General features: G+C 69.4%; 13 protein-coding genes. 8 read left to right on the forward strand and 5 right to left on the reverse strand.

Annotated elements, in window-relative coordinates; all coding sequences use genetic code 11:
• Positions 1 to 35: 35 nt before the first annotated feature.
• From H149_RS0106930 to H149_RS0106940, 3 genes are all read left to right on the forward strand, one after another.
• Positions 36 to 4,901, forward strand: a complete 4,866-nt coding sequence (locus tag H149_RS0106930) for an NAD-glutamate dehydrogenase (RefSeq protein WP_020649020.1) — start codon at positions 36 to 38, stop codon at positions 4,899 to 4,901.
• A 263-nt stretch (positions 4,902 to 5,164) separates the two neighbouring features.
• Positions 5,165 to 9,262 carry a M36 family metallopeptidase gene (locus H149_RS24195; protein WP_020649021.1) on the forward strand — a complete coding sequence of 1,366 codons (4,098 nt, stop codon included), beginning with the start codon at positions 5,165 to 5,167 and terminating at the stop codon, positions 9,260 to 9,262.
• Between the two features lie 64 nt (positions 9,263 to 9,326).
• The gene (locus tag H149_RS0106940; protein ID WP_020649022.1) at positions 9,327 to 9,962 is read left to right on the forward strand and encodes a DUF6438 domain-containing protein; all 636 of its coding nucleotides are present in this window, start codon (positions 9,327 to 9,329) and stop codon (positions 9,960 to 9,962) included.
• Between the two features lie 193 nt (positions 9,963 to 10,155).
• Here H149_RS0106940 and zapE read toward each other — a convergent pair whose 3' ends face one another.
• The 4 genes from zapE to H149_RS0106960 all read right to left on the reverse strand — a co-directional run bounded on the left by zapE (position 10,156) and on the right by H149_RS0106960 (position 14,323).
• Positions 10,156 to 11,226, reverse strand: a complete 1,071-nt coding sequence (zapE, locus tag H149_RS0106945) for a cell division protein ZapE (protein ID WP_026352946.1) — start codon at positions 11,224 to 11,226, stop codon at positions 10,156 to 10,158.
• A 26-nt stretch (positions 11,227 to 11,252) separates the two neighbouring features.
• Positions 11,253 to 12,563 carry a D-arabinono-1,4-lactone oxidase gene (locus tag H149_RS0106950; RefSeq protein ID WP_169518321.1) on the reverse strand — a complete coding sequence of 437 codons (1,311 nt, stop codon included), beginning with the start codon at positions 12,561 to 12,563 and terminating at the stop codon, positions 11,253 to 11,255.
• Positions 12,564 to 12,634: 71 nt separating this feature from the next.
• On the reverse strand, positions 12,635 to 13,387 hold the full coding sequence (locus H149_RS0106955) for a lysophospholipid acyltransferase family protein (protein WP_020649025.1): 753 nt from the start codon (positions 13,385 to 13,387) through the stop codon (positions 12,635 to 12,637).
• Between the two features lie 36 nt (positions 13,388 to 13,423).
• Positions 13,424 to 14,323, reverse strand: coding sequence for an AraC family transcriptional regulator (locus H149_RS0106960; protein ID WP_039748403.1), 900 nt, complete (start codon positions 14,321 to 14,323; stop codon positions 13,424 to 13,426).
• Between the two features lie 102 nt (positions 14,324 to 14,425).
• Between H149_RS0106960 and xerD the strand changes: the two genes are divergently transcribed.
• The 5 genes from xerD (at position 14,426) to H149_RS0106985 (ending at position 21,099) form a co-directional block, all read left to right on the forward strand.
• Complete coding sequence (gene xerD, locus H149_RS0106965; protein ID WP_020649027.1) at positions 14,426 to 15,355, forward strand: site-specific tyrosine recombinase XerD; 930 nt, start codon at positions 14,426 to 14,428, stop codon at positions 15,353 to 15,355.
• A gap of 87 nt (positions 15,356 to 15,442) precedes the next feature.
• Positions 15,443 to 16,201, forward strand: a complete 759-nt coding sequence (locus H149_RS20090) for a DsbC family protein (RefSeq protein WP_020649028.1) — start codon at positions 15,443 to 15,445, stop codon at positions 16,199 to 16,201.
• Positions 16,202 to 16,346: 145 nt separating this feature from the next.
• Positions 16,347 to 18,959, forward strand: a complete 2,613-nt coding sequence (gene mprF / locus H149_RS0106975) for a bifunctional lysylphosphatidylglycerol flippase/synthetase MprF (protein ID WP_026352949.1) — start codon at positions 16,347 to 16,349, stop codon at positions 18,957 to 18,959.
• Positions 18,956 to 20,428 carry a virulence factor family protein gene (locus H149_RS0106980; RefSeq protein WP_020649030.1) on the forward strand — a complete coding sequence of 491 codons (1,473 nt, stop codon included), beginning with the start codon at positions 18,956 to 18,958 and terminating at the stop codon, positions 20,426 to 20,428. The genes mprF and H149_RS0106980 overlap by 4 nt, the downstream gene beginning before the upstream one ends.
• Entirely contained in the window at positions 20,425 to 21,099 is a 675-nt protein-coding gene (locus H149_RS0106985; protein WP_020649031.1) for an HAD family hydrolase, read from the forward strand. Before H149_RS0106980 ends, H149_RS0106985 begins: the two co-directional genes overlap by 4 nt.
• Positions 21,100 to 21,101: 2 nt before the next feature.
• Here the strand turns inward: H149_RS0106985 and H149_RS0106990 are convergent, their stop codons facing one another.
• Positions 21,102 to 21,875: a metallophosphoesterase family protein gene (locus tag H149_RS0106990; protein ID WP_020649032.1), complete on the reverse strand. Its 774-nt coding sequence runs from the start codon at positions 21,873 to 21,875 to the stop codon at positions 21,102 to 21,104.
• Positions 21,876 to 21,962 lie beyond the last annotated feature (87 nt).

Below are 21,962 nucleotides of genomic sequence, written 5' to 3' on the forward strand. Positions count from 1 at the left end.
GTGTCTATCATCCCCTCGGCCGTGCAGGAGCGCGCATGAGATCGGAAGCCGTCGAAGAACAGGCGATGCTGCTGGAACGCCTGCAGGTCCTGGCCCGCGAGCGCGCGCCAGCCAATGTCCGCACCGCCTTCGTGCCCTTCATCAAGGCCTACTACGAGATGGCCTCGCAGGACACGCTGCGCATGCGCTCGGCCGATGAACTGGTCGACACTGCGCTGCGCCACTTCCTGTTCGCGCAGCGGCGCGCGCCGGGCGAGGCACTGGTGCGGGTGCTGCCGCCGGCCGATGTCGCGTCGCGCGACAGCCGCGGTCTGGCGCGGCTGGAGACCGTGGTCGACGACATGCCGTTCCTGGTCGATTCGCTGAGCATGGCGATCCGCGACACCGGCGCACCGATCGACTGGCTGGTCCATCCGATCGTGCATGTCGCCCGCGACCGAGAGCAGCGCTGGGACGAACTGGCCGCCGACGGCGAAGCCGAATCGATGATCCACATCGAGTTTGAGGCCTTCGCCAATGCCGCGAACTACACCGCGCTGGAGGCGACGGTCGGCGGCGTGCTCGACGACATCCGCTGCGTGGTCGACGACTTCTCGGCGATGCGCACGCGCGCCGTCGAGCTGGCCGAGCATTACGAAGCCTTGCGCGCGGACGCGACCAGCGACGACGGTCACGAGGCCGGCGAATTCCTGCGCTGGCTCGAGGACGGCCATTTCACTTTCCTCGGCTACATCGAGACCGACGTCGTCGCCGGCGACGACGGCCGGCCGCGCTTCGCGACGCGGCCCGAGGCGGCGCTCGGCCTGGCCCGCGCCGGGCGTCGCTACGCCGACGCCGACGCGCTGATCGCGCCGCGCGAGGAACTCGACAAGTACAGCGAATCCTCGCGGCTGGTGGTCATCACCAAGGGCAACTTCCGTTCGCACATTCACCACGCCGAGTTCGTCGACGTGGTCTCGGTCAAGCGCGTGCGCGCCGACGGCAGCATCGGCGGCACCTCGCGCTTCATCGGCCTGTTCTCGGCCGATGCCTACATCGACCGGCCGCGCAACATCCCGCTGATGCGACGCAAGGCCGAGCACGTGATGCAGCGCTCGCGGCTGCCGGAGCTGTCGCATTCGGGCAAGTACCTGCGCGAGATCCTCTATCAGCTGCCGCGCGACGAGCTGTTCCAGTCGAACGAGGACGAGCTCTACGAGATCTGCATGGGCGTGCGCGCGCTGCGCGAGCGCGCCCAGCTCAAGCTGTTCATGCGCCGCGACCGCTACGGCCGCTTCTTCTCGTGCCTGGTGTTCCTGCCGCGCGAGCGCTACTCGCGCGAGCTGCGCGACCGCATCGGCAACGAGCTGATGGCGGCTTGCGGTGGCACCGGCATGGACCGCAACACTGAGTTCCTGCGTCACGGCATGGCGCGCATTCATTACATCGTGCGCACGCCGCCCGGCACGACGCTGACCTCGACGCCGGCGCAGATCGAGCATCGCCTGCTGGCGGCGACGCGCTCCTGGCGCGAGCAGCTGCGCGATGCCTGCGCGCGCGGCAAGCTGAGCGATAACGTGCATCTGAACCGCTTCCTCGACGCGTTCCCGCTCTCCTACCAGGAGACCGCGAGCGCCGAGGAGGCGGCGATCGACCTGCGCTACCTGCTGCAGCTGACGGCGGCGACGAGCGTGCTGCCGCGCCTGATCGTCGAATCGGGCGACGAGACGCCGCCGCGGGTGACGGCGCTCAAGCTCTATTGCCGGGGGCAGCCGCTGCCGCTGTCGGACGTGCTGCCGACGCTCGAGAATTTCGGGCTGCGCGTGCTCTCGCAGGACCCGCACGAGATCCGGTCGAAGGATGGCCCCGTGCTCTGGGTGCAGCAGTTCCAGATCGCGCTGGCCGGCGCCGGCCCGCTGCCGGCCGAGCAGCAGCGCGCGTACTTCGAGCACGCGTTCCTGCAGACCTGGCAGAACCAGACCGAGAACGACGGACTCAATCGCCTGGTGCTGCTCGCCGGCCTCGACGCGCGCCAGGTCGTCTGCCTGCGCGCCCTGACCAAGTACCTGATCCAGACCGGCCTGCCGTACAGCCAGGACTATCAGGAGCGGCTGCTCGCCGAGTACGCGCCGGTCGCACGTCTGCTGGTGCGGCTGTTCGAGACCCGCTTCGATCCGGCGCTCGCCGACGACCGCCGTCGCGACGAGGAGATCAAGCTCGCGCAGGCGCTCGACGACGCACTCGACAAGGTGGCGACGCTCGACGGCGACCGCGTGCTGCGCGCCTATACCGCGGTGGTGCGCGCGTCGCTGCGCACCAACTACTTCCAGAAGGCCGCCGACGGAAGCGCCAAGCGCTACGTGTCGATCAAGCTCGATCCGCGCAAGGTTCCGGAACTGCCGGCGCCGCTGCCGATGTTCGAGATCTTCGTCTACGCGCCGGAAGTCGAGGGTATCCATCTGCGCGGCGGACGCGTCGCGCGCGGCGGTCTGCGCTGGTCCGACCGCCGCCAGGATTTCCGCACCGAGGTGCTGGGCCTGATGAAGGCGCAGATGGTCAAGAACGCGATCATCGTGCCGGTCGGTGCCAAGGGCGGCTTCGTCGTCAAGCAGGGCGATCCGGCCCAGCGCGAGGTGTGGGCGCAGCAGGGTGTCGAGTGCTACAAGACCTTCCTGCGCGGCCTGCTCGACATCACCGACAACCGCGTCGGCGATGCGATCGTGCCGCCGCCGGACGTGGTCCGCCACGACAGCGACGATCCGTATCTGGTCGTCGCCGCCGACAAGGGCACGGCCACGTTCTCCGACATCGCCAACGGCCTCGCCGCCGAGTACGGCTTCTGGCTCGGCGACGCCTTCGCCTCCGGCGGCAGCGCCGGCTACGACCACAAGAAGATGGGCATCACCGCGCGCGGCGCCTGGGAGAGCGTCAAGCGCCATTTCCGCGAGCTGGCGTGGACCGACGCGAGCGGCGCGCAGCGCGCCGGGCGCGACATCCAGCGCGAGCCGTTCACCGCCGTCGGCATCGGCGACATGAGCGGCGACGTGTTCGGCAACGGCATGCTGCTGTCGCCGCAGACCCGCCTGATCGCCGCGTTCGATCATCGCCATATCTTCATCGACCCTGAGCCCGACGCCGAGCTCGGCTTCGCCGAACGCGAGCGCCTGTTCGCGCTGCCGCGCTCGTCCTGGGACGACTACGACCGCGCGCGGATTTCGGCCGGCGGCGGGGTCTGGCCGCGCAGCGCCAAGCTGATCCGGCTGTCGGATGCCGCGCAGCGCGCGCTCGGCCTGACGCAGGGCAGCGTCACGCCGCAGGAGCTGATGCGCGCGATCCTGCTGGCGCCGGTCGACCTGCTGTGGAACGGCGGCATCGGCACCTACGTGAAGAGCCATCTGCAGTCGCATCAGGAATGCGGCGACCGCGCCAACGACGCGATCCGCGTCAACGGCCGCGAGCTGCGCTGCAAGGTGGTCGGCGAGGGCGGCAACCTCGGCTTCACGCAGCTCGGCCGCATCGAGTACGCGCTGCAGGGTTGCGGTGGCGCCGGCGGCCGCATCAATACCGATTTCATCGACAACGCGGGCGGCGTGCACACCTCGGATCGCGAGGTGAACATCAAGATTCCGCTCAACGGCCTGATGTACGAGGGCAAGCTGACGCGCGCGGTGCGCGATCCGCTGCTCGCCGGCATGACCGGCGAGATCGCCGCGGCGGTGCTGCGCGACAACTACGTGCAGAGCCTGGCGATCAGCCTGATCGAGCGCGGTGCCGCCGGGCAGCTCGGCGAGCACAACGAGGTGATGCGCACCCTCGAGCGCGACGGCCGCCTCAATCGCGCCGTCGAGTTCCTGCCGGACGAGGAGGGCCTGAAGGAGCGCCGCGCGCGCAGCAAGGGCCTGACGCGGCCGGAGCTCGCCGTGCTGCTGTCGTACAGCAAGATTTCGCTGTACGACTCGCTGCTGCAGTCGGGCGTGCCGGACGAACCGTTCTTCGATCGCGACCTGCTCGATTACTTCCCGCGTGCGCTGGTCGCGCAGTACCGCGAGCCGCTGCTCGGCCATCGCCTGCGGCGCGAGATCATCGCCACCGTGCTCGCCAACGCGGTCATCAACCGCATGGGTTTTTCGTTCGCACACCGCTTCGCCGAGGATCACGGCGTGCCGCGCGCCGAGGTGGTCAAGGCCTATGCGGTCGCGCACGAGATCTTCGACGGCGACCGCTACTGGCTGCCGATCCAGGAACTCGACGGCCGCATCCCGGCCGCGCAGCAGCTGCGCCTGTTCGGCCGCGCGATCGGGCTGATGAAGCACGCCACGACCTGGCTGCTCAGCTATCGCTGGACCGCCAGGCCGGTGCACGAGGCCGTCGAGCGCTTCCGCGAGGGCGTCGGCAGTCTGGCAGCGATGTGTCCCGACCTGCTGCCGCCCAGCTATCGCGCCGACTGGGACAAGGCCGTGGCCACCATGCTGGCCGACGGCGTGCCGGTCGGGCTCGCCCACCAGCTCGCCAACACCATGGTGCTCGGCAGTGCGCTCGACATCATCGAGCTGGCGCGCGACACCGGGGTGCCGCTCGGCGAGGCGGCGCGTGCCTACTTCCTCGTCGGCGACCGCCTCGGCATGCTGTGGCTGCTGTCGACGATCATCGCCTTCCCGACCCAGAGCAAGTGGCAGGCGCTGGCGCGCTCCAACCTGCGCGAGGACAGCTATCGCCTGCACCGCAAGATCGCCGGCCGCGTCCTGCAATGTCCCGGCGCAGATGCCGAAGCGCGCTTCGCGGCATGGGCGCAGGCGCAGCAGGCGAAACTGCAGTTCGCGACCCAGCGGCTGCAGGAGCTGCAGGCCGGCGGCATGGCGGACTTCATGACGCTCGCGGTCGCGGTGCGGGAGCTGCGCAAAGTCGGCGCGGGGCCGGACTGATCGCGCCCCGCGGCGCCGCGGCGGCGGGCTGCGGAGCGTTCGGGCGAGGGCAAATCGGCAGGTGTGCGGCCGCGCACATCCCCGGATTTCATGATGTTGTAGCGCAACAAACATGAAGACCGGAGCACCGTCAAGGCTCTGAGGGGTTTCCCGGGGTTGTTCGTGAACGGGGCATGAACGCATTCTCGAACTTACGCCGCGCTGTGAGGAATCTGTTGGGGAGTTTCGCGGCGACGCTTCGTCAACCAAATGGGAGTTTCGCGATGAAAATGACCGCGATCGCCGCTGCCGCCTGCGCGCTGGTAGCGACGTCTGGTTACGCTGCCACGGCCAGCAAACAGACGGTACTGCCGCAATACGATGCCTTTTCCGACAAGCTCGGCACTGCCGCGACCGCGAAGTCGATGGCGGGACAGGCCAAGCTTTCCCGCCAGGCGGTAGCGAAGGCCAAGAAGGCCAACGTCGGTCCGCGCGGCCTCCAGTCGCACTACGACGCCAAGCTCGGCGCGCACACGTTCCTGTGGCTTGCCAACGGCAAGCAGGTTGCCGAGAAAGCATCGGTCTCTCCCCTCAAGCGCTCGGTGCTGGCCGAGTCAGTGGCACGCTCGGCTGTCGAAGCCAACGCTTCCGTGCTCGGCATCGGTCGTTCAGCGATCCGCAACGCCAAGCTTGCCGACCTGCAGGACGATGGCAAGGGTCTGGTGATTGCGAAGTTCCAGCAGCGCGTCAGCGGCCGCGATGTCTTCAACCGCCACGTTGCGGTGCTCATGGATCGCCAGCTGACGCCGAAGTCGGTCTCCGGCTACTTTGCGCAGGACAAGTTCCAGCTCGAGGAAGCCAAGAGCGCCAATTTCAGCCGCAGCGCCGCCGAGGCCATTTCCATCGCCTTCCGGCAGATGGGCGGAAGCGTCTCCCCGGGGGCCTTGCAGGTCGCCGGTGCGGCGGGCGATTACAGCGTCTACATGATTCCGTCGACCGACGGTTACGTGATGCGCTCTGCGCCGCGCGTCAAGGAAGTTTTCTATCCGACCCAGGATCGCCTGGTTCCGGCCTACTATGTCGAGCTGTCCGGCAAGCAGTTCGATGGCGGCGCCATCGACCAGTACGGCTTCGTTGTCGCAGCTGACTCGGGCGAGGTGCTGTTCCGCAACAATCAGGTCGCCTACGACGCCGCGTTCACCTACAAGGTGTACGCGGATGCGAATGGCATCCAGCAGCCCTTCGACGGTCCGCTCGGCAACGATAAGCAGCCGGTGACGGCGGGCCCGAACGGGCCGTTCTCGCGCGCCGCGGCGACGCAGAACAGCGTCACGCTGGTCAACGGGCCGATCGTCCCGACGACCCTGGTGCGTCCATGGCTGCCCACGGGCGCGAGCGTGACGACCGGCAACAACGTCAACGCCTACCTCGACCTCAACGATTACCTGCTGCCCAGCGGCGCGCACGGCGCGGACGGCTTCGACGAAGGCAGCAGCGATGTTCGCGGCGAAGCCAGCGCGGCGAACACGTTCGCCTATACCTACACGCCGGATGCGGATCCGACCACGCCGACGCAACGCCAGGCGGCCGTCGCCAATCTGTTCTACATGAACAACTGGCTGCACGACTGGTGGTACCACAACGGCTTCGACGAGACCGCCGGTAACGCGCAGGACGACAACTTCGGCATCGGCGGCATCGGCGGCGATGCGATCGAAGCGCAAGGCCAGGATGGCACCGGCACGGACAACGCCAACATGTCGACGCCTGCCGACGGCGGCCGGCCGCGCATGCAGATGTACCTGTTTACCGGGCCGATTGCGGGCCATGTGACGGTCAACTCGCCGGCCAGCATCGCCGGCGAAAAGGAATTCGGCGTCGCCGCGATGGGGCCGGCCAATTTCGATCTGACCAAGGATGTCGCGATCTATTCGGACGGCACGGCGAGCCCGAACCTCGCCTGCAATCCGGCGACCAACGCCGCCGCCCTGGCGGGCAAGATCGCGCTGGTCACGCGCGGCACCTGCAACTTCACGGTCAAGGTGAAGAACGCGCAGGATGCCGGCGCCGCCGCGGTGCTGATCGCGAACAATGCTGCCGGCGTTCTGTCGTCGTTCGGTGGCGTCGATGCGTCGATCACGATTCCGTCGATGATGGTGTCGAACACCGACGGCGCCGGCATCAGCGGTGCGATCACGGGCAGCGAGACCGTCAACGTGCGCTTGCAGCGCAACGAAACGCCGATGCGCGACGGCACGATGGACAACGGCATCATCGCGCACGAGTGGTTCCATTACGTCAGCAACCGCCTGATCGGTGATGCGAGCGGTCTGTACAACCAGCAGGGCCGCGGCATGGGCGAGGGCTGGTCGGACTTCGCGACGCTGATGCTGGTCGTCCGCGAGGAAGACCGCATGGTGCCGGGCAACGACCAGTGGCAGGGCGTTTACTCGACCGGCACCTATGTCGACGACAATCAGTACTTCGGCATCCGTCGCGCGCCCTACAGCACGGACTCGACCAAGAATCCGCTGACCTTCAAGCACATCGAAGCGGGCGTGCACCTGCCGCCGGGCACCTATGCGCCGGGCACCGACCTGACCGGTTCGGTGATGTACTCCGACGGCTCGGTCGGCAATGCGGAAGTCCACAACGCAGGCGAAATCTGGGCGAATACGCTTTGGGAGCTGTATGCGGCGCTGTTGAAGGACAGCCGCTACACGTTCGCCGAGGCGCAGGACCGGATGAAGAGCTACGTCATCGCGGCGCTGAAGATCACCCCGGTCGCGCCGACGATGCTGGAAGCCCGCGACGCCTTGCTGGCGGTGGCGTCGGCGACCGACGATCAGGATTTCGACCTGTTCGCCAAGGCGTTCGCAAAGCACGGCATGGGCTACGGCGCCGTCGCTCCGGATCGCTATGACGATCTCAACTCCGGCGTCGTCGAGAGCTTCGAGCCGTATGGTGCGTCGTTCATCTTCGACAGCGCCGCGGTCGATGCATCGTATAACAGCGATGCCGAGGGCTATTGCGATACCGACAACGTGCTGGATGTCGGCGAGACCGTCGAACTCAAGCTGACGATCCGCAGCACGGGTTCCGAAATGATGACCACGCCGATCACCGGCAAGCTCGTTGCGCCGGAAGGCGTCACGCTGCCGGATGGCGATGAAGTGACGTTCACGTCGCTGGGCCTCTTCGATCAGACGGCGACGGCCTCGGTGCTGGTCAAGCTCGACGGCCCGGCGAGCACGGGCGAGCCGCTGACGTTCTCCGTCGAATTCCCGGAGCCGGAAACGGACGACGGCATCGGCCGTCCGGATACGGCCGAGTTCGAACTGGCGGTCAACTACGACCTCGGCGCCGGCGGCCGCAGCGACAATATGGAAGCGCCGCTGGCGTCGCTGCACGACTGGACCGTGGCCGATCTCGAAGGCACGCCGCTGCCCGGCTACGAGAACCTGCCGGGCTGGCAGATCACGGATGCGTACGATGGATTGCTGCACACCGGCAACATCTGGTACGCGCCCGATAACGATGGCATCTCCGACCTGACGCTCACCTCGCCGACGCTCCAGGTGGGGGCGCAGCCGTTCACCCTGAGCTTCCAGCATCGCTTCCAGCTCGAAGTGGCGGGCCAGCTGCAGGATGGCACGATCGTCGGTTACGACGGCGCCGTCATCGAGATCAGTGTCGATGGTGGTCCATGGGAAGACGCGCTGACCTCGGAGGATGTCGGCGGCACCGTGACGACCGGTGCGGGATACAACGGCAAGGCTCTGGTCTTCAATGGCGCGAGCGATCCGGCCGATTGGCGCCCGGCCTTCGTCTACCGCAACGGCGCGTTCGTGTCGACGGCGATCGACTTCGGGACCAAGCTGGCAGGTCACGCAGTGCAGATCCGTTTCCGTGAGCGCTCGGACCAGTCGAGCGGCGACGTCGGTTGGCTGGTGGACAACATCGCCTTCACGGGCATCAACAACTCGCCGTTCTCGGTGGTCAGCGACAACACTGGCGAGTGCGCCGCGAGCGTCGATGCGGGCCCGGACCAGCACGTGCTGGCGCCGGCGTCGGTGACGCTGCATGGCAGTGGCTACACGCTCGGCGGCCTCACGTACCAGTGGACGCAGACTTCCGGACCTGCGGTCAGTCTGGACGACCCGACTTCGCCGACGCCCAGCTTCGGCGTCACGACGGCCGGTTACTACACGTTCAAGCTGACGGCGGAGACGCCGGACGGCCGCGTGCTGACCGATACGACGGAAGTCACGTCCTCGAAGACGGTGTCCAGCGGCAAGTCGGGCGGTGGCGGCGCGATGGGATGGATGGTGCTGCTGCTGGCGCCGCTGGCGCTGCTGCGTCGTCGCCGCAAGCTGCACTAAGTCTCGGCACGCTGTACGCGGTATGCTCGCACGCGGAGGACTTTCCTCCGCGTGCGATTTTTTTATGAACGCCAGGTTTGCCGGCCTTGCCGTGGCACTCGCGCTGTCGCTGGCGAGCTGCGGCCATGTGCGCCACCAGGGTGCGGAAATGCGCAACGCCGAACGTCCTGCGGAGCTCTCCGCGAACAGTGATCCTGCGCTGCAACCGCTGCACGCCGGGCAGATGGTCCCCGCCATCCCGGGCAGCGAGCTGGCGCAGGCCGGCAACGGCGCCGAGGCCCTGGCGGCGGGGCCCTCGTTCAAGATCGGCATGCGGCGCGGTCCCTGCTACGGCCGCTGTCCCATCTATCGCGTTACCGTGGGCTCCGACGGACGTGTCGAGTTTGTCGGCGACCGCTTCGTTGCCGCGCCCGGCGTCCAGCAGAAGCAGGTCGACGTTGCCGGCGTCGCGGCGCTGGGCATGAAGGCGAGACAGCTATTCGCGACGGTGGGGGATGTCACCCCGGGCACGAAAGCGTGCGGCACATACACCACGGACATGCCGCAGATCAGTCTGGAGTTCGACGAGGGCGGCAGGATCCATACGATCGCCCACTACACCGGTTGCGCTAACGTCCCGGCAGCGCTGGCGGAGTTCGAACAGGCCTTTGCCGATACGGTGGCCATCGACGAATGGGTCCGGGGTCCCGTCCTGCGCTGAAACCGGATGCGTTGCACGCCGGCGCGCAGCGAACGGACGCGTGCTCGGGCGCCGGCTCAGGCCAGATGTTCCTTGACCAGATATTCCCCGGACTGCATCTCGGTGAGGCGCGACAGCGCGCGGCGGCGACACGGTGTCTGCGCAGCAGCGGGTGCGGGAGCCGCCGCGAACGGACGCGTGCTCGGGCGCCGGCTCAGGCCAGATGTTCCTTGGCCAGATATTCCTCGGACTGCATCTCGGTGAGGCGCGACAGCGTCCGCTGAAACTCGAAGCGCGATTTCTCGCCGCGATAGAGTTCGTCGAGCGCGACGTCGGCGGCGAGCAGCAGCTTGACGCCGCGGTCGTAGAACTCGTCGACGAGGTTGATGAAGCGGCGCGCCGCGTCTTCGCGGAACGCGTTCATCTGCGGCACGCGCGAGATCAGCACGGTGTGATGCGTGCGGCCGATCTCGATGTAATCGGCGGCGCCGCGCGGGCCTTCGCAGAGCTCGTCGAAGTCGAACCAGATGACGCCGTCGAGCTCGCGGCGGGCGTGGATCACGCGATCGTTGATGCGCAGGTCCGGATCGGCGCGGCCTTCGCCGTGGGCGATGGCGGTGAACCACTTCTGCAGCGCCTGTTCGCAGGCCTCGTCGCAGGGCCAGCGGTAGATGTCGGCGTGGGTCAGCGTACGCAGACGGTAATCGACGCCGCCGTCGACGTTGAGGGCGTCGACGTGGCGCTTGAGGATGCCGATGAACGGCAGGAAGTTGGCGCGCTGCAGGCCGTTCTCGTAGAGCCGTTCCGGCGGGATGTTGCTGGTCGTGACCAGCGTCACGCCGAGCGCGAACAGGTTCTCGAACAGGCGTCCGAGGATCATCGCGTCGGCGATGTCGGAGACGAAGAATTCGTCGAAGCACAGCACGCGGACTTCGCTCGCGTATTCCTCGGCGACTAGCTTGAGCGGATCGCGCTCGTCGGGATAACGCTTGCGGCGTTGGTGCACGTCGAGCATGAAGCGGTGGAAGTGCGTGCGCAGCTTGCTCGCGAACGGCAGCGCGTCGCAGAACGTATCCATCAGATACGTCTTGCCGCGGCCGACGCCGCCCCACATGTAGAGGCCCTTGACCGGTGTCCACGACTGCCGGCGGAACCAGCGGCGCGGTGGCGTGTCGACCAGGCGTTCGTAGACGTTCTGCAGAGCGTCGATCGCGCGCGACTGGGCCTCGTCGTGCGCGAAGTCTTCGCGCTGGAGGTCATGCTCGTAGCGTGCACGGGGGGACAGCGGGCGTTGATGCGTCATATTCGGGTTCAGCGCAGGCTCGCGCCGAACAGCCGGGCGAGGTGCGGGTTGAGAAAGAGGCCGCGCGGATCCAGCTCGGCGCGCAGCCGGCAGAAGTCGTCGAAGCGTGGGTACAGCGTGCGCAGCTCGACAACGGTCTTGTCGTGCGCCGACGCCCAGTGCGGGCGGCCGTCGACGCGGTCGAACAGCTCGGTGGCGGCTGCGTAGTAGTCGCTGTGCGGGCGGTCGCGGTAGGCGGGCAGGGTGATGCAGACGCTGTCGCGCTCGTACTGCGGCGACAGCCAGGCGTCGTCGCGGCGCACGAAGCGGATCTCGACCGGCACGTGCACGCGGAAGTCGAGCGCGCGAACCACGCGTTCGAGCTGGCGCAGCGTCTCGCCGGCGTGCTCGATCGGGATCGCGTACTCCAGCTGCTGCACGCGCGTGCGGCGCGGCAGGCGATAGGCGTGCTCGGCGCCGAGCACGATGTTCTCGGCGGGAATGCGTGCGGCGAGCAGCTTGCCGGCGTACTCGGCGGCCTGCGGCGAGCGGCGCGCCAGCGTGCGCATGCTGCGCATCACCACCTGGTCGTAGAACAGGCCGCGCAGGGCCTGCCGGCCGAGCGGACGGTCGGGGAACTCGCGCGTTTCGTCACCGAAGCGCTGGCGCACGATATTGGCGTACGGGAACCAGTGCAGCTCGAGGTTGCGATGGTCGCGGCGCAGCTCGGTCAGACGTGTGACGGTTTCGCCGAAGCTGGCGCGCCGCGAGCTCATGCGCAGCCGGTAGTGGTCGACGCACTGCAGCTCGACGTGGGTGACGACGCCGAGGGCGCCGAGCGACACGCGCGCGGCGTCGAACAGCGCCGGTTCGCGCTCGCGCGAGCAGACGCGCACCGAGCCGTCGGCGAGCACCAGGCGCAGGCCGGTGACGAAGCTCGACAGGTTGCCGCAGGCCATGCCGCTGCCGTGCGCGGCGGTGGCGATCGCGCCGCCGATCGTCGGCCAGTCGATCGACGGGCCGTTCTCGAGCGCGAGATCGCGCTCGGCCAGCATTTCGTAGAGGCGGCCGAGGCGCGTGCCGGCGCGGACCCAGACGCGATTGCGCTGCACGTCGGCCGCTTCGATACCGGTGAAGCGGCGCAGCGACATGTGGTTGTCGTCGGTCCAGCACAGCGGCGCGAACGAAGCGCCGCCGCCGATCACGCGCAGGCGCTCGCCCTCTTCGGCGGCGCGCAGCACCTCGGACTGGATCTCTTCGAGCGTGACCGGCTCGGAGCACCAGTTCGGTTCGCAGCGGACGGAGCCGGACCAGTTGCTCCAGCCCCGCGGTCGGGACAAGCGCTTCATGAGGGGTCAGCAGCGGTCAGGGCGGCGAGGATAGCGAATCCGCGGGTCGAATACATGACCGTTCAGAGCTCCGAATCGCCGCTGGCGCCGGCGTCGGCCGGCGCGCGATCGTGCTCGCCGCACAGGCGCAGCACCTCGCGTCGCGCCGCGTCGCGCAGGCGCAGGGCGGCGTCACGGTCGCTGCCGTCCGGCACGAGCGGCACGCCGATCTCGATATCGAGCGCGCTCCAGCGCGGCAGGCGCCGTCCGCCGCCGTACAGGCGCCGTGAGCCGCGGATCGCCGCCGGTACGACCGCGACGCCGCAGCGCGCCGCCATCAGGAAGGCGCCGGCCTTGAACGGCAGCAGGCCCGGTTCGGGCTTGAACGTGCCTTCGGCGAAGATCGCCAGCGCCTCGCCCTGGTGCAGGCGCCGCATCAGCGCTCGCGTCGTGCGTGCGCCGGCGCGGGCTTCGGCACGGTTGACGAAGACGACGCCCATCGCGCGCAGGCAGCGGCCGATCAGCGGCCAGCGTTCGGCGCCGTCCTGCACGACGAAGCTGTAGTGCGGCGGCAGCGCCGCGGTCAGCACGATGCCGTCGAGGTAGCTGGCGTGGTTGCAGACGACGATGCCGGCGGCGGCCGGCAGGCGCTCGACGCCGCGCACGCGGACCGGCACGCCGATGCAGGCCATCATCAGGCGCACGCCGAGACGCCCGGTCTGGCGGCGAACCGCGAGCGTCGGGCCGAGGATGACGGCGACGCAGACCGGCGGGATCAGCAGAGCGAGCACGAGCGCCGCGAACGGCGCGTAGATCAGATCGAATAGGCGGCGCATAAACCCGCCCATTGTCGCCGATCGGTGCCGGCGTCGTCAGCGCAGCGGCAGGAACACGTCGGTGCAGGCGGCGTCGGCCGCGACATCGGGGAACGCCGCCAGACGCTGCAGGAACGGCGGATGGTCGCGCAGCGCTTCGCCACTGTCCGGCAACCAGTCTGCGTACAAGCAGCGCAGGGTGTCGCCGAGACCGTCGTCGTCGCCGCGGTGGCGCAGCACCGCGCAGCGGCCGGCCGGAATCCAGGCCGCGACGAGGCCGTCGTCGGCGGTGGTGATCTCCCGCGTCGTCGCCACCGCGAGGCCGAGGCGGAATTCGTCTGCCGGAACGGCAGCGGGATCGTCGTAGAGCAGGTTGTAGGTCGCGGCAGCCGACGGCGGCAGGTGCCGCGCCCGCCGCCAGGCGATGAAGCGGCGGATCGACTCGCCGAGGCGCTGTGGATCGCCGCGGTGCACGAGCAGGGCGATGCGCGTGGCCGGAAAATCGACGATGCGTACGGCGGACGGGACGGGCGGGTTCGGCATGTGCGTGCTCCGGATGTGGCGCAGCGCGTCCTCGCGTGCCTGCCACGTGGGCCAGTCCGGCTGGCGGCGGAATGCGCTCGGCGTCTGTCCGGTGGCGGCTTTGAAGGCGCGGGCGAAGGCTTCCGGCGAACCGTAGCCGCAGGCCAGCGCGATCTGCGCGACGCTCTGCCGCGGCCGGTAGGCCAGCCGCCAGGCCGCGCTGCGCAGCCGGGCCTGCGCCAGATAGTCGCGTGCCGTGCAACCGGCCAGGGCCGCGAACTGCCGATGGAAGTGGAACCGCGAGAACGCGGCGACGCCGGCGAGCGTCGCGGTATCGAGCGGTTCGTCAAGGCGGGTCTCGATGTACTCGAGCACCCGGCGCAGGCGCTGCTCGCGGCGGGTGGCGGCTGTGGCGGCGGATTCGACGGCAGACATGGCGGCACTGTACGGCGCGGCCGGCGCGCCGGCCTGACCCGGATTGCGCACCTGCGTCCGCGGCGCTTGCCCGCGCCGGCGCGGCGAGGCTTCAATACGCGGATGCCGCGCGCCGCCCCGACTTCGCTTCCTCCGCTCGCCGCCGCGCCGTCCGAGGAGGACCGCGCGGCGATCGAGCGCTTTCTCGACCGCCTCTGGCTCGAGCGCGGCCTGTCGCCGAACACGCAGGCCAGCTACCGTTCCGACCTCGCGCTGCTGGCGCGCTGGCTGGCGCCGCGCGGCACGCCGCTTGTCACCGCCGGCGAGGCCGATCTGCGCGAGTACCTGGCGGCGGTGCGGCGCAGTCCGCGCAGCCAGGCGCGCTTGCTGTCGGCGCTGCGCCAGTTCTTCCGCTATCTCAATGCCGACCGCCAGCGCGACGACGACCCGAGCGCGCGCATCGAGTCGCCGAAGCTCGGCCTGCGCCTGCCGAAGACGCTGAGCGAGGACGACGTGCAGCGCCTGCTCGACGCGCCGGACGTCGACACCGATCTGGGCCTGCGCGACCGCGCGATGCTGGAGCTGATGTATGCCAGCGGCCTGCGCGTCAGCGAGCTGGTGACGCTGAAGCTGACCGGCGCCGACCTGCGTCAGGGCGTCGTGCAGATCGTCGGCAAGGGCGGCAAGGAACGCCTGGTGCCGATGGGCGAGGAGGCGGTCCACTGGGTGCAGCGTTACGTGCGCGAGGCGCGCGGCGAGCATGCGCCGGCCGGCGTCGACTGGATGTTCGTCAGCACCCACGGCGCGGCGATGACGCGGCAGAACTTCTGGATGCGCATCAAGGCCCACGCCCGCCAGGCCGGCATCCGCAGCGCGCTGTCGCCGCACACGCTGCGCCACGCCTTCGCCACGCATCTGCTCGAACATGGGGCGGACCTGCGCGCGGTGCAGGCGCTGCTCGGCCATGCCGATCTGTCGACCACGCAGATCTACACGCACGTCGCCAAGGCGCGGCTGCGCGAGCTGCACGCTCGCCACCATCCGCGCGCCTGAGCGGCGGCGATCGGCGGCGCTGCGCTGAACCAGTGGCGGACGGTGCTGTCATAATGGCCGTCCTCATCCGCCCGCCGTGAAACCTCCATGAAGTTCGCGTTGCCGCTTTCCGTCGCCGCCACTGTCCTGCTGCTCGCGGCCTGTGCGCCGAAGCAGGATTCCGAACTCGAAACCGTCCGCGCCCGCGTCAAGGAGCTGCTGCCGAGCGTCAAGGCCGAGAACATCCGTCCGGCGGCGAGCCGGGGGCTCTATGAAGTCCAGGATGGCCCCAACATCGGTTACGTCACCGCCGACGGCAAGTTCCTGATCGAGGGCGATCTGATCAACCTGAAGGACGGCAGCAACCTCACCGAGAACCGCCGCAAGGCCGACCGCGTCGCCAAGCTCGCGGCGTTCGGCGAGGAGAACATGATCGTGTTCGCGCCGGAAGGCCGCACCAAGCATGTCGTCACCGTTTTCACCGACGTCGACTGCGGCTACTGCCGCAAGCTGCACAGCGAGATGGCGCAGTACAACGCCGCCGGCATCGAGATCCGCTACCTGTCGTACCCGCGCACCGGGCCGAACTCGGAATCGTTCCGCAAGGCCGAGGCGGTCTGGTGCTCGGCGGACCGCAAGGCGGCGCTGACTCAGGCCAAGCTCGGTGCAGCGGTCGAGGGCGGCGAGAAGTGCGAGAACGTCGTCGAACGCGAATGGGCGCTCGGCAACGAGTTCGGCCTGCGCGGCACGCCGCTGCTGGTGCTCGAGGACGGCAGCGTCGTCAACGGCTATCTGCCGCCGGCGGCACTGGCGCAGCGCCTCGACGCCGGCGCCGCGCCGGCGTTCGGCGGACCCGGACAGAGTTGAGCGCGCGCGGCAGACTTCGGACCCCGGCCTTGGCCGGGGTTCTTTGCATCCGGCCGCCAGCCGCGCCGCCGTCCGCTGCCGCGGCGCGGTGCCGCCCCTTACAATCGTCCCACGATCCCTAGATCGAGCCTGCCGTTCCACCAAGATGCCGGAACCCTCTGCCTCCGCCGCGCCTGCAGCAGCGTCCTCGTCCTCCGAGCCGTCCGAACTGCCACTCGCCGGGCACTGGTCGCGCTGGCGCATCGCCCTGACGATCGGCGGCGCCGTGCTGCTGACGGCGCTGATCCTCTATGCCCTTCAGCGCCTGACCCAGCAGATCCGCTACGCCGATCTGCTCGCGGCGATCCGGGCCACGTCGGGCATGGGCGTCGTCCTGTCGATCCTGGCCACGGCGGCGAGCTTCATCGCCCTCAGCGGCTACGACTTCTCGAGCCTGCGTTACGTCGGCGCGCGCGTGAAGCCGCGCGTGGTGATGCTGACCTCGTTCATCGCCTATGCGCTCGGCAATACCGTCGGCCTCGGCGTGCTGACCGGCGGCGCGGTGCGCATGCGCATGTACACCGCCGCCGGCGTCGAGGCGCCGCAGGTCGGCCGCGCGATCGCCTTCAACGCGCTCGCCTTCGGCGTCGGCATTTCCACGCTCGGCGCGCTCGGCCTGCTGTGGGGCGCGCGCCAGGTCGCCGACGTCGCGCACCTGGCGCCGAACCTGCTGCGCACGATCGCCGTGCTGCTGCTGATGGGCGTCGCCGCCTTCATCACGCTGTGCGCGGCGCGGCCGGAGATTCCGCTCGGGCCGAAGCTGACGCTGCGCCTGCCGGCCGCCAGGCTGGCGCTGCAGCAGCTCGGCATTTCCGTCGTCGAGCTGGTGTTCTCGGCGGCGGCGCTGTGGTTCCTGCTGCCACACGCCGACGTCAGCTTCGCCGGCTTTGTCGCCTTCTACGCGATCGCGATCGCGCTCGGCATCATCAGCCACGTGCCCGGCGGCCTCGGCGTGTTCGAGGCGACGATGCTGCTGGCCTTCTCCGGGCGCCTGCCGGTCGATCAGCTGGCCGGCGCGCTGGTGCTGTATCGCGGTGTCTACTATCTGCTGCCGCTGCTGGTCGCGGTGGCGATGCTCGCGGTCTTCGAGCTGCGCTCCGGCGTCGCCGCGCCGGTGACGCGCGCCGCGGCGCGCCTGTCGCCGGCGTTCCTCGCCGCGTTCGCGATGATCGTCGGCGTGATGCTGCTGGTGTCCGGCGCGACGCCGGCGACCGACGAAGCCGCCGAGCTGCTGGCGCTGAAGGTGCCGCTGCCGATCGTCGAGGCATCGCACTTCATCGGCAGCATGGCCGGCATCGCCTTCCTGTTCATCGCCCGCGGCCTGCTGCATCGCCTCGACGCCGCCTGGTGGGCGGCGCTGGGGCTGACGGTGCTGAGTTTCTGGCTGGCACTGCCGAAGGGCTTCGCGATCGGCGAGATGGTGCTGCTGGCGTTCCTCTGCCTGACGCTGATCGCCTCGCGCAAGGAGTTCTACCGGCGCGCCTCGCTGCTGTCGCAGAGCTTCTCGCTGGCCTGGTTCGTCGCCGTCGGCTGCATCATCGCAGTGGTTTTCTGGGTGCTGCTGTTCGCCTATCGCGACGTCGATTACGGCAACGAGCTGTGGTGGCAGTTCGCGTTCAACGCCAATGCGCCGCGCTCGCTGCGCGCGATCACCGGCATCGCCGCGCTGGCGCTGGTGTACGCCTCCTGGCAGCTGATGCGGCCCGGCTCGGGCGCCATGACGCCGCCGAGCGACGAGGAACTGCTGCGCGCGCAGGCCATCGTCCGCCAGCAGCCGCGCGCCGAGGCGGCGCTGGCGCTGACCGGCGACAAGGGCCTGCTGTTCTCGGCGTCCGGCAACGCTTTCCTGATGTACGGCAAGCACGGCCGCTCGTGGGTGTCGCTGTTCGACCCGGTCGGGCCGGTCAAGGAATGGCCCGAGCTGATCTGGCGCTTCATGGAGATGGCCTCGGCGCACGGCGGCCGCGCGGTCTTCTATCAGGTGCGGCCAGCCTCGCTGCCGATCTATCTCGACACCGGTCTGCACGCGCTCAAGCTCGGCGAGTACGCGTCGGTGCCGCTGCCCGACTTCACGCTCAAAGGCAGCGCCCGTGCCAATCTGCGCCACGGCGCCAGCCGCGGCGAGCGCGAGGGCCTGAGCTTCGAATGGCGCGAAGGCGCGGCGGTCGCCGACTGGCTGCCGGAGCTGCGCGAGGTCTCCGACGGCTGGATGGCCGAGCATGAAGCGCGCGAGAAGAGTTTCTCGCTCGGCCGCTTCGACGAGCGCTATCTGCAGTGCGGCGCGGTCGGCGTCGCCCGGGCCCAGGGCCGCATCGTCGCCTTCGTCAGCGTGCTGATCACCGAACAGCGCATCGACGCCGTCGTCGATCTGATGCGCTACCGTCCGGATGCGCCGAAGGGTGCGATGGACTTCCTGTTCGCCAAGACCCTGCTGCAGCTGCAATCGCTCGGCTACCAGAGTTTCGGCCTCGGCATGGCGCCGATGTCCGGCATGATCGAGCATCCGCTCGCCTCGCGCTGGCATCGCTTCGGACGCCTGCTGTTCGCGCACGGCGGCCAGTTCTACAACTTCCAGGGCCTGCGTGCGTTCAAGGAAAAATTCGCGCCGACCTGGGAGCCGCGCTATCTGGTCGCGCCCGGCGGGCTCGGGCCGCTGCTGGCGATGACCGACATCGCCGCCCTGATCGGCGGCGGGCTCAAAGGAGTCATCAGCAAATGAGCGCTCGTCTGCTCGCCGCCGCGGCGTTCGCGCTGCTCGCCGCCGCCGCATCGGCCGCGGAACCGCAGCCGGCGCGGCCGGCGCCCGCCAGACCGACGCCGCCCGCCAAGCCGGCCGCAGCGAAGCCGCCGAAGGAAATCCCGCTGGCGCCCGGCGCCGAGCAGATGGTCTCGCACGGGCGCTTCGAAGGCGTCGCCATGTATCCGCCGCGCCATCAGGTGAAGAGTTTCGTGATGCTGTTGTCGGGCACCGACGGCTGGAACGCCGATGACGTGGCGACCGCCAGGCGGCTCGCCGAGCGCGGCGCGCTGGTCGCCGGCATCGACAGCAAACGCCTGTACGCGGACTTCGCGAGCGCCGACGACACCTGTCTGTACGCGAGCGGCGACTTCGAGAATCTGAGCCGCTTCGTCCAGGCCTACTACAAGGTGCCCGGCTACTTCCCGCCGATCCTGGTCGGCGAGGGCAGCGGCGCGGCGCTGGCCTACATGCTGATCGCGCAGGCCGAGGACGGGAAGTTCACCGGCGCGGTGACGCTCGGCTTCTGTCCGCAGACCGGCCTGCGCAAGCCGTTCTGCGAAGGCCAGGGCGTGCGCTACGCCTCGCCGCGCGCCAGGCCCGGCGTGCTGCTGCCGGCCAAGGCCCTGCATGCGCCGTGGACCTGGATCGACGCCGGCGTCGATACGCAGACCTGCCCGGTGAAGATCGATCGCGGCTTTCCGGACGTCGACAATGCGCGGCGCATCACCTCGGCGGCCAGCAATCGCGAGCGCCTGTTCGATCAGGCCTACGACGCGCTCGCCGCCAAGCTCGAGCCGCTGACCGGCACGGCGCTGCCGACTTCGCTGTCCGACCTGCCGCTGATCGAGATTCCGGCGAGCGCACCGGGCGACACCTTCGCCGTGCTGCTGTCCGGCGACGGTGGCTGGGCCGGGCTCGACAAGGATGTCGCCGAGGCGCTGAAGGCACATGGCATCCCGGTCGTCGGCGTCGATTCGCTGCGTTATTTCTGGAGCGAGAAGACGCCGGCCAGCCTGGCCCGGGACCTGGACCGCGTGATCCGCTACTACGCGCACCAGTGGAAGCGCGACAAGGTGCTGTTGATCGGCTACTCGCAGGGCGCCAACGTGCTGCCGTTCGCGATGAACCGCATGCCGGACCAGACCCGCGAGATGGTGGCCGTCACGGCGATGATGGGGCTGTCCGAGCGCGCCGATTTCGAGTTCCACGTGACGAACTGGGTCGGCGGCGGCGACGACGGTCTGCCGATCGCGCCGGAAGTCGCCCGGCTCGACGGCGGCAATCCGCTGTGCATCTACGGCGCCGAGGAAGACGACACGCTGTGCCCGTCGCTCGATCCGAAGAAGGTCAAGCTGGTCAAGCTGCCGGGCGGCCACCACTTCGACGGCAACTACGATCATCTGGCGCGCATCATTCTCGACACCGCCGGCGTGACGGCGCCGAAATGAGCGCGGCGCGAGGCAACGTCCTGCTCGACCTCGACGGCACGCTGACCGATTCCGCCGAAGGCATCGTCCGCAGCATGCAGTACGCGCTGCAGCGGATGCAGCGGCCGGTGCCCGACGACGCGGCGCTGCGCCAGCTGATCGGTCCGCCGACGCAGCTCACCTTCGCGCAGCTGCTCGGCAGCGACGACCGCAACCTGATCGATGAAGCCGTAGGCCATTACCGCGAGCGCTTCGCCCGCATCGGACTCTACGAGAACCGCCTCTATCCCGGCATTGTGGACATGCTCGACGGCCTGCGCGCACTCGGCTGCCGCATGCTGCTGGCGACTTCGAAGCCGCGCGTCTACGCGCAGCGCATCGTCGAGCACTTCGACCTCCAGCGCTGGCTGTCCGGCGTCTACGGCGCCGAGCTCGACGGTACGCGCGCCGACAAGGCCGAGCTGCTGCGCCATCTGCTGCAGACCGAACGGCTCGATCCGGCGAGCTGCCTGATGGTCGGCGATCGTCGTCACGACGTGCTCGGCGCGCACGCCAACGGCGTGACGGTGTGGAGCGTGCTGTGGGGCTACGGCGCGCGCGACGAGCTGCTGGCGGCGGGCACCGACGGCTTCTGCGCCACGCCCGCCGAGCTCGTCGCGCGGCTGTCCGCACGTCTCGGCGCGGCGCGCTGAACTCAGCTGCGCGCGTAGCCGCTGCGCAGGGCGATCGCCCAGTCCGGCCGCCCGTTGCGCGCCGCCAGCCGCGCCATCGCTTCGTGATCGTAGGGCACGGCGATCAGCTCCGCCTGCCAGACGCCGGCGCGGCGTTCGGCGAGCGCGTAGCGCGCGTCCGGCGCGCCGTTCTCGACGACATAGGCGTGCGGACGGTCTTCGGCGTAGGCCGGCAGGCCGACGCTGCCCGGATTGACGATCAGCTGGCCGCTCGCCGTGCGCGCCAGCCGCGGCAGGTGCGTGTGGCCGCAGGCGATCAGCCGCGCGCTTGATGCGCCCACACGCTCGGCGATCTCGGCCGCGCGCGCCCGGCGCAGGCCCTGTGGCGTCAGCGTGTCGAGCAGCGGCTCGGTGTCGCTGCGCGGCGTGCCATGGCACAGCAGCACGTCCCCGGCATAGGCCTGGCAGTGGCGCAGCGTGCGCAGCCACGCGAAGACCGCCATCGGCAACTGCTCGTGCGCGTAGGCATCCGACGCGCTGCGCCGTTGCGGCGGATCTTCGAGCAGCTGCCGTTCGTGGTTGCCGGCGAGCTGCGTCCAGTCGTGCCGCAGCATCAGCAGCTCGGCGGTCTGGCGCGGCAGCAGCGGGCCCGACAGGCTGTCGCCGAGATTGACGATCGCATCGGCGCCGCGCCGCGCGACATCGGCCAGCACCGCCTCGAGCGCCGGCAGGTTGCCGTGAATGTCGGACAGCAGGGCAAGGCGCATCGGCGTCTCGTCGACGGTGCGAGGCGCCATTATGGGCAGCGCCGGCTTCAGGGCGCTATCGAAGCGCTCGCGCGATCAACGGTTCGCGCGCCACGCTCGCAAGCGACGGCGGTGGTG

The sequence above is a fragment of the Solimonas variicoloris DSM 15731 genome, assembly GCF_000382285.1.
In the GTDB taxonomy this organism is placed as follows: Bacteria; Pseudomonadota; Gammaproteobacteria; order Nevskiales; family Nevskiaceae; genus Solimonas; species Solimonas variicoloris.

Bases quoted from the DNA above. Each gene is read 5' to 3' on its own strand.
- H149_RS0106930 (WP_020649020.1), top strand. From the start codon at position 36: ATGAGATCGGAAGCCGTCGAAGAACAGGCGATGCTGCTGGAACGCCTG.
- H149_RS24195 (WP_020649021.1), top strand. From the start codon at position 5,165: ATGAAAATGACCGCGATCGCCGCTGCCGCCTGCGCGCTGGTAGCGACG.
- H149_RS0106940 (WP_020649022.1), top strand. From the start codon at position 9,327: ATGAACGCCAGGTTTGCCGGCCTTGCCGTGGCACTCGCGCTGTCGCTG.
- H149_RS0106955 (WP_020649025.1), bottom strand. From the start codon at position 13,387: ATGCGCCGCCTATTCGATCTGATCTACGCGCCGTTCGCGGCGCTCGTG.
- H149_RS0106960 (WP_039748403.1), bottom strand. From the start codon at position 14,323: ATGTCTGCCGTCGAATCCGCCGCCACAGCCGCCACCCGCCGCGAGCAG.
- xerD (WP_020649027.1), top strand. From the start codon at position 14,426: ATGCCGCGCGCCGCCCCGACTTCGCTTCCTCCGCTCGCCGCCGCGCCG.
- H149_RS20090 (WP_020649028.1), top strand. From the start codon at position 15,443: ATGAAGTTCGCGTTGCCGCTTTCCGTCGCCGCCACTGTCCTGCTGCTC.
- mprF (WP_026352949.1), top strand. From the start codon at position 16,347: ATGCCGGAACCCTCTGCCTCCGCCGCGCCTGCAGCAGCGTCCTCGTCC.
- H149_RS0106980 (WP_020649030.1), top strand. From the start codon at position 18,956: ATGAGCGCTCGTCTGCTCGCCGCCGCGGCGTTCGCGCTGCTCGCCGCC.
- H149_RS0106985 (WP_020649031.1), top strand. From the start codon at position 20,425: ATGAGCGCGGCGCGAGGCAACGTCCTGCTCGACCTCGACGGCACGCTG.
- H149_RS0106990 (WP_020649032.1), bottom strand. From the start codon at position 21,875: ATGGCGCCTCGCACCGTCGACGAGACGCCGATGCGCCTTGCCCTGCTG.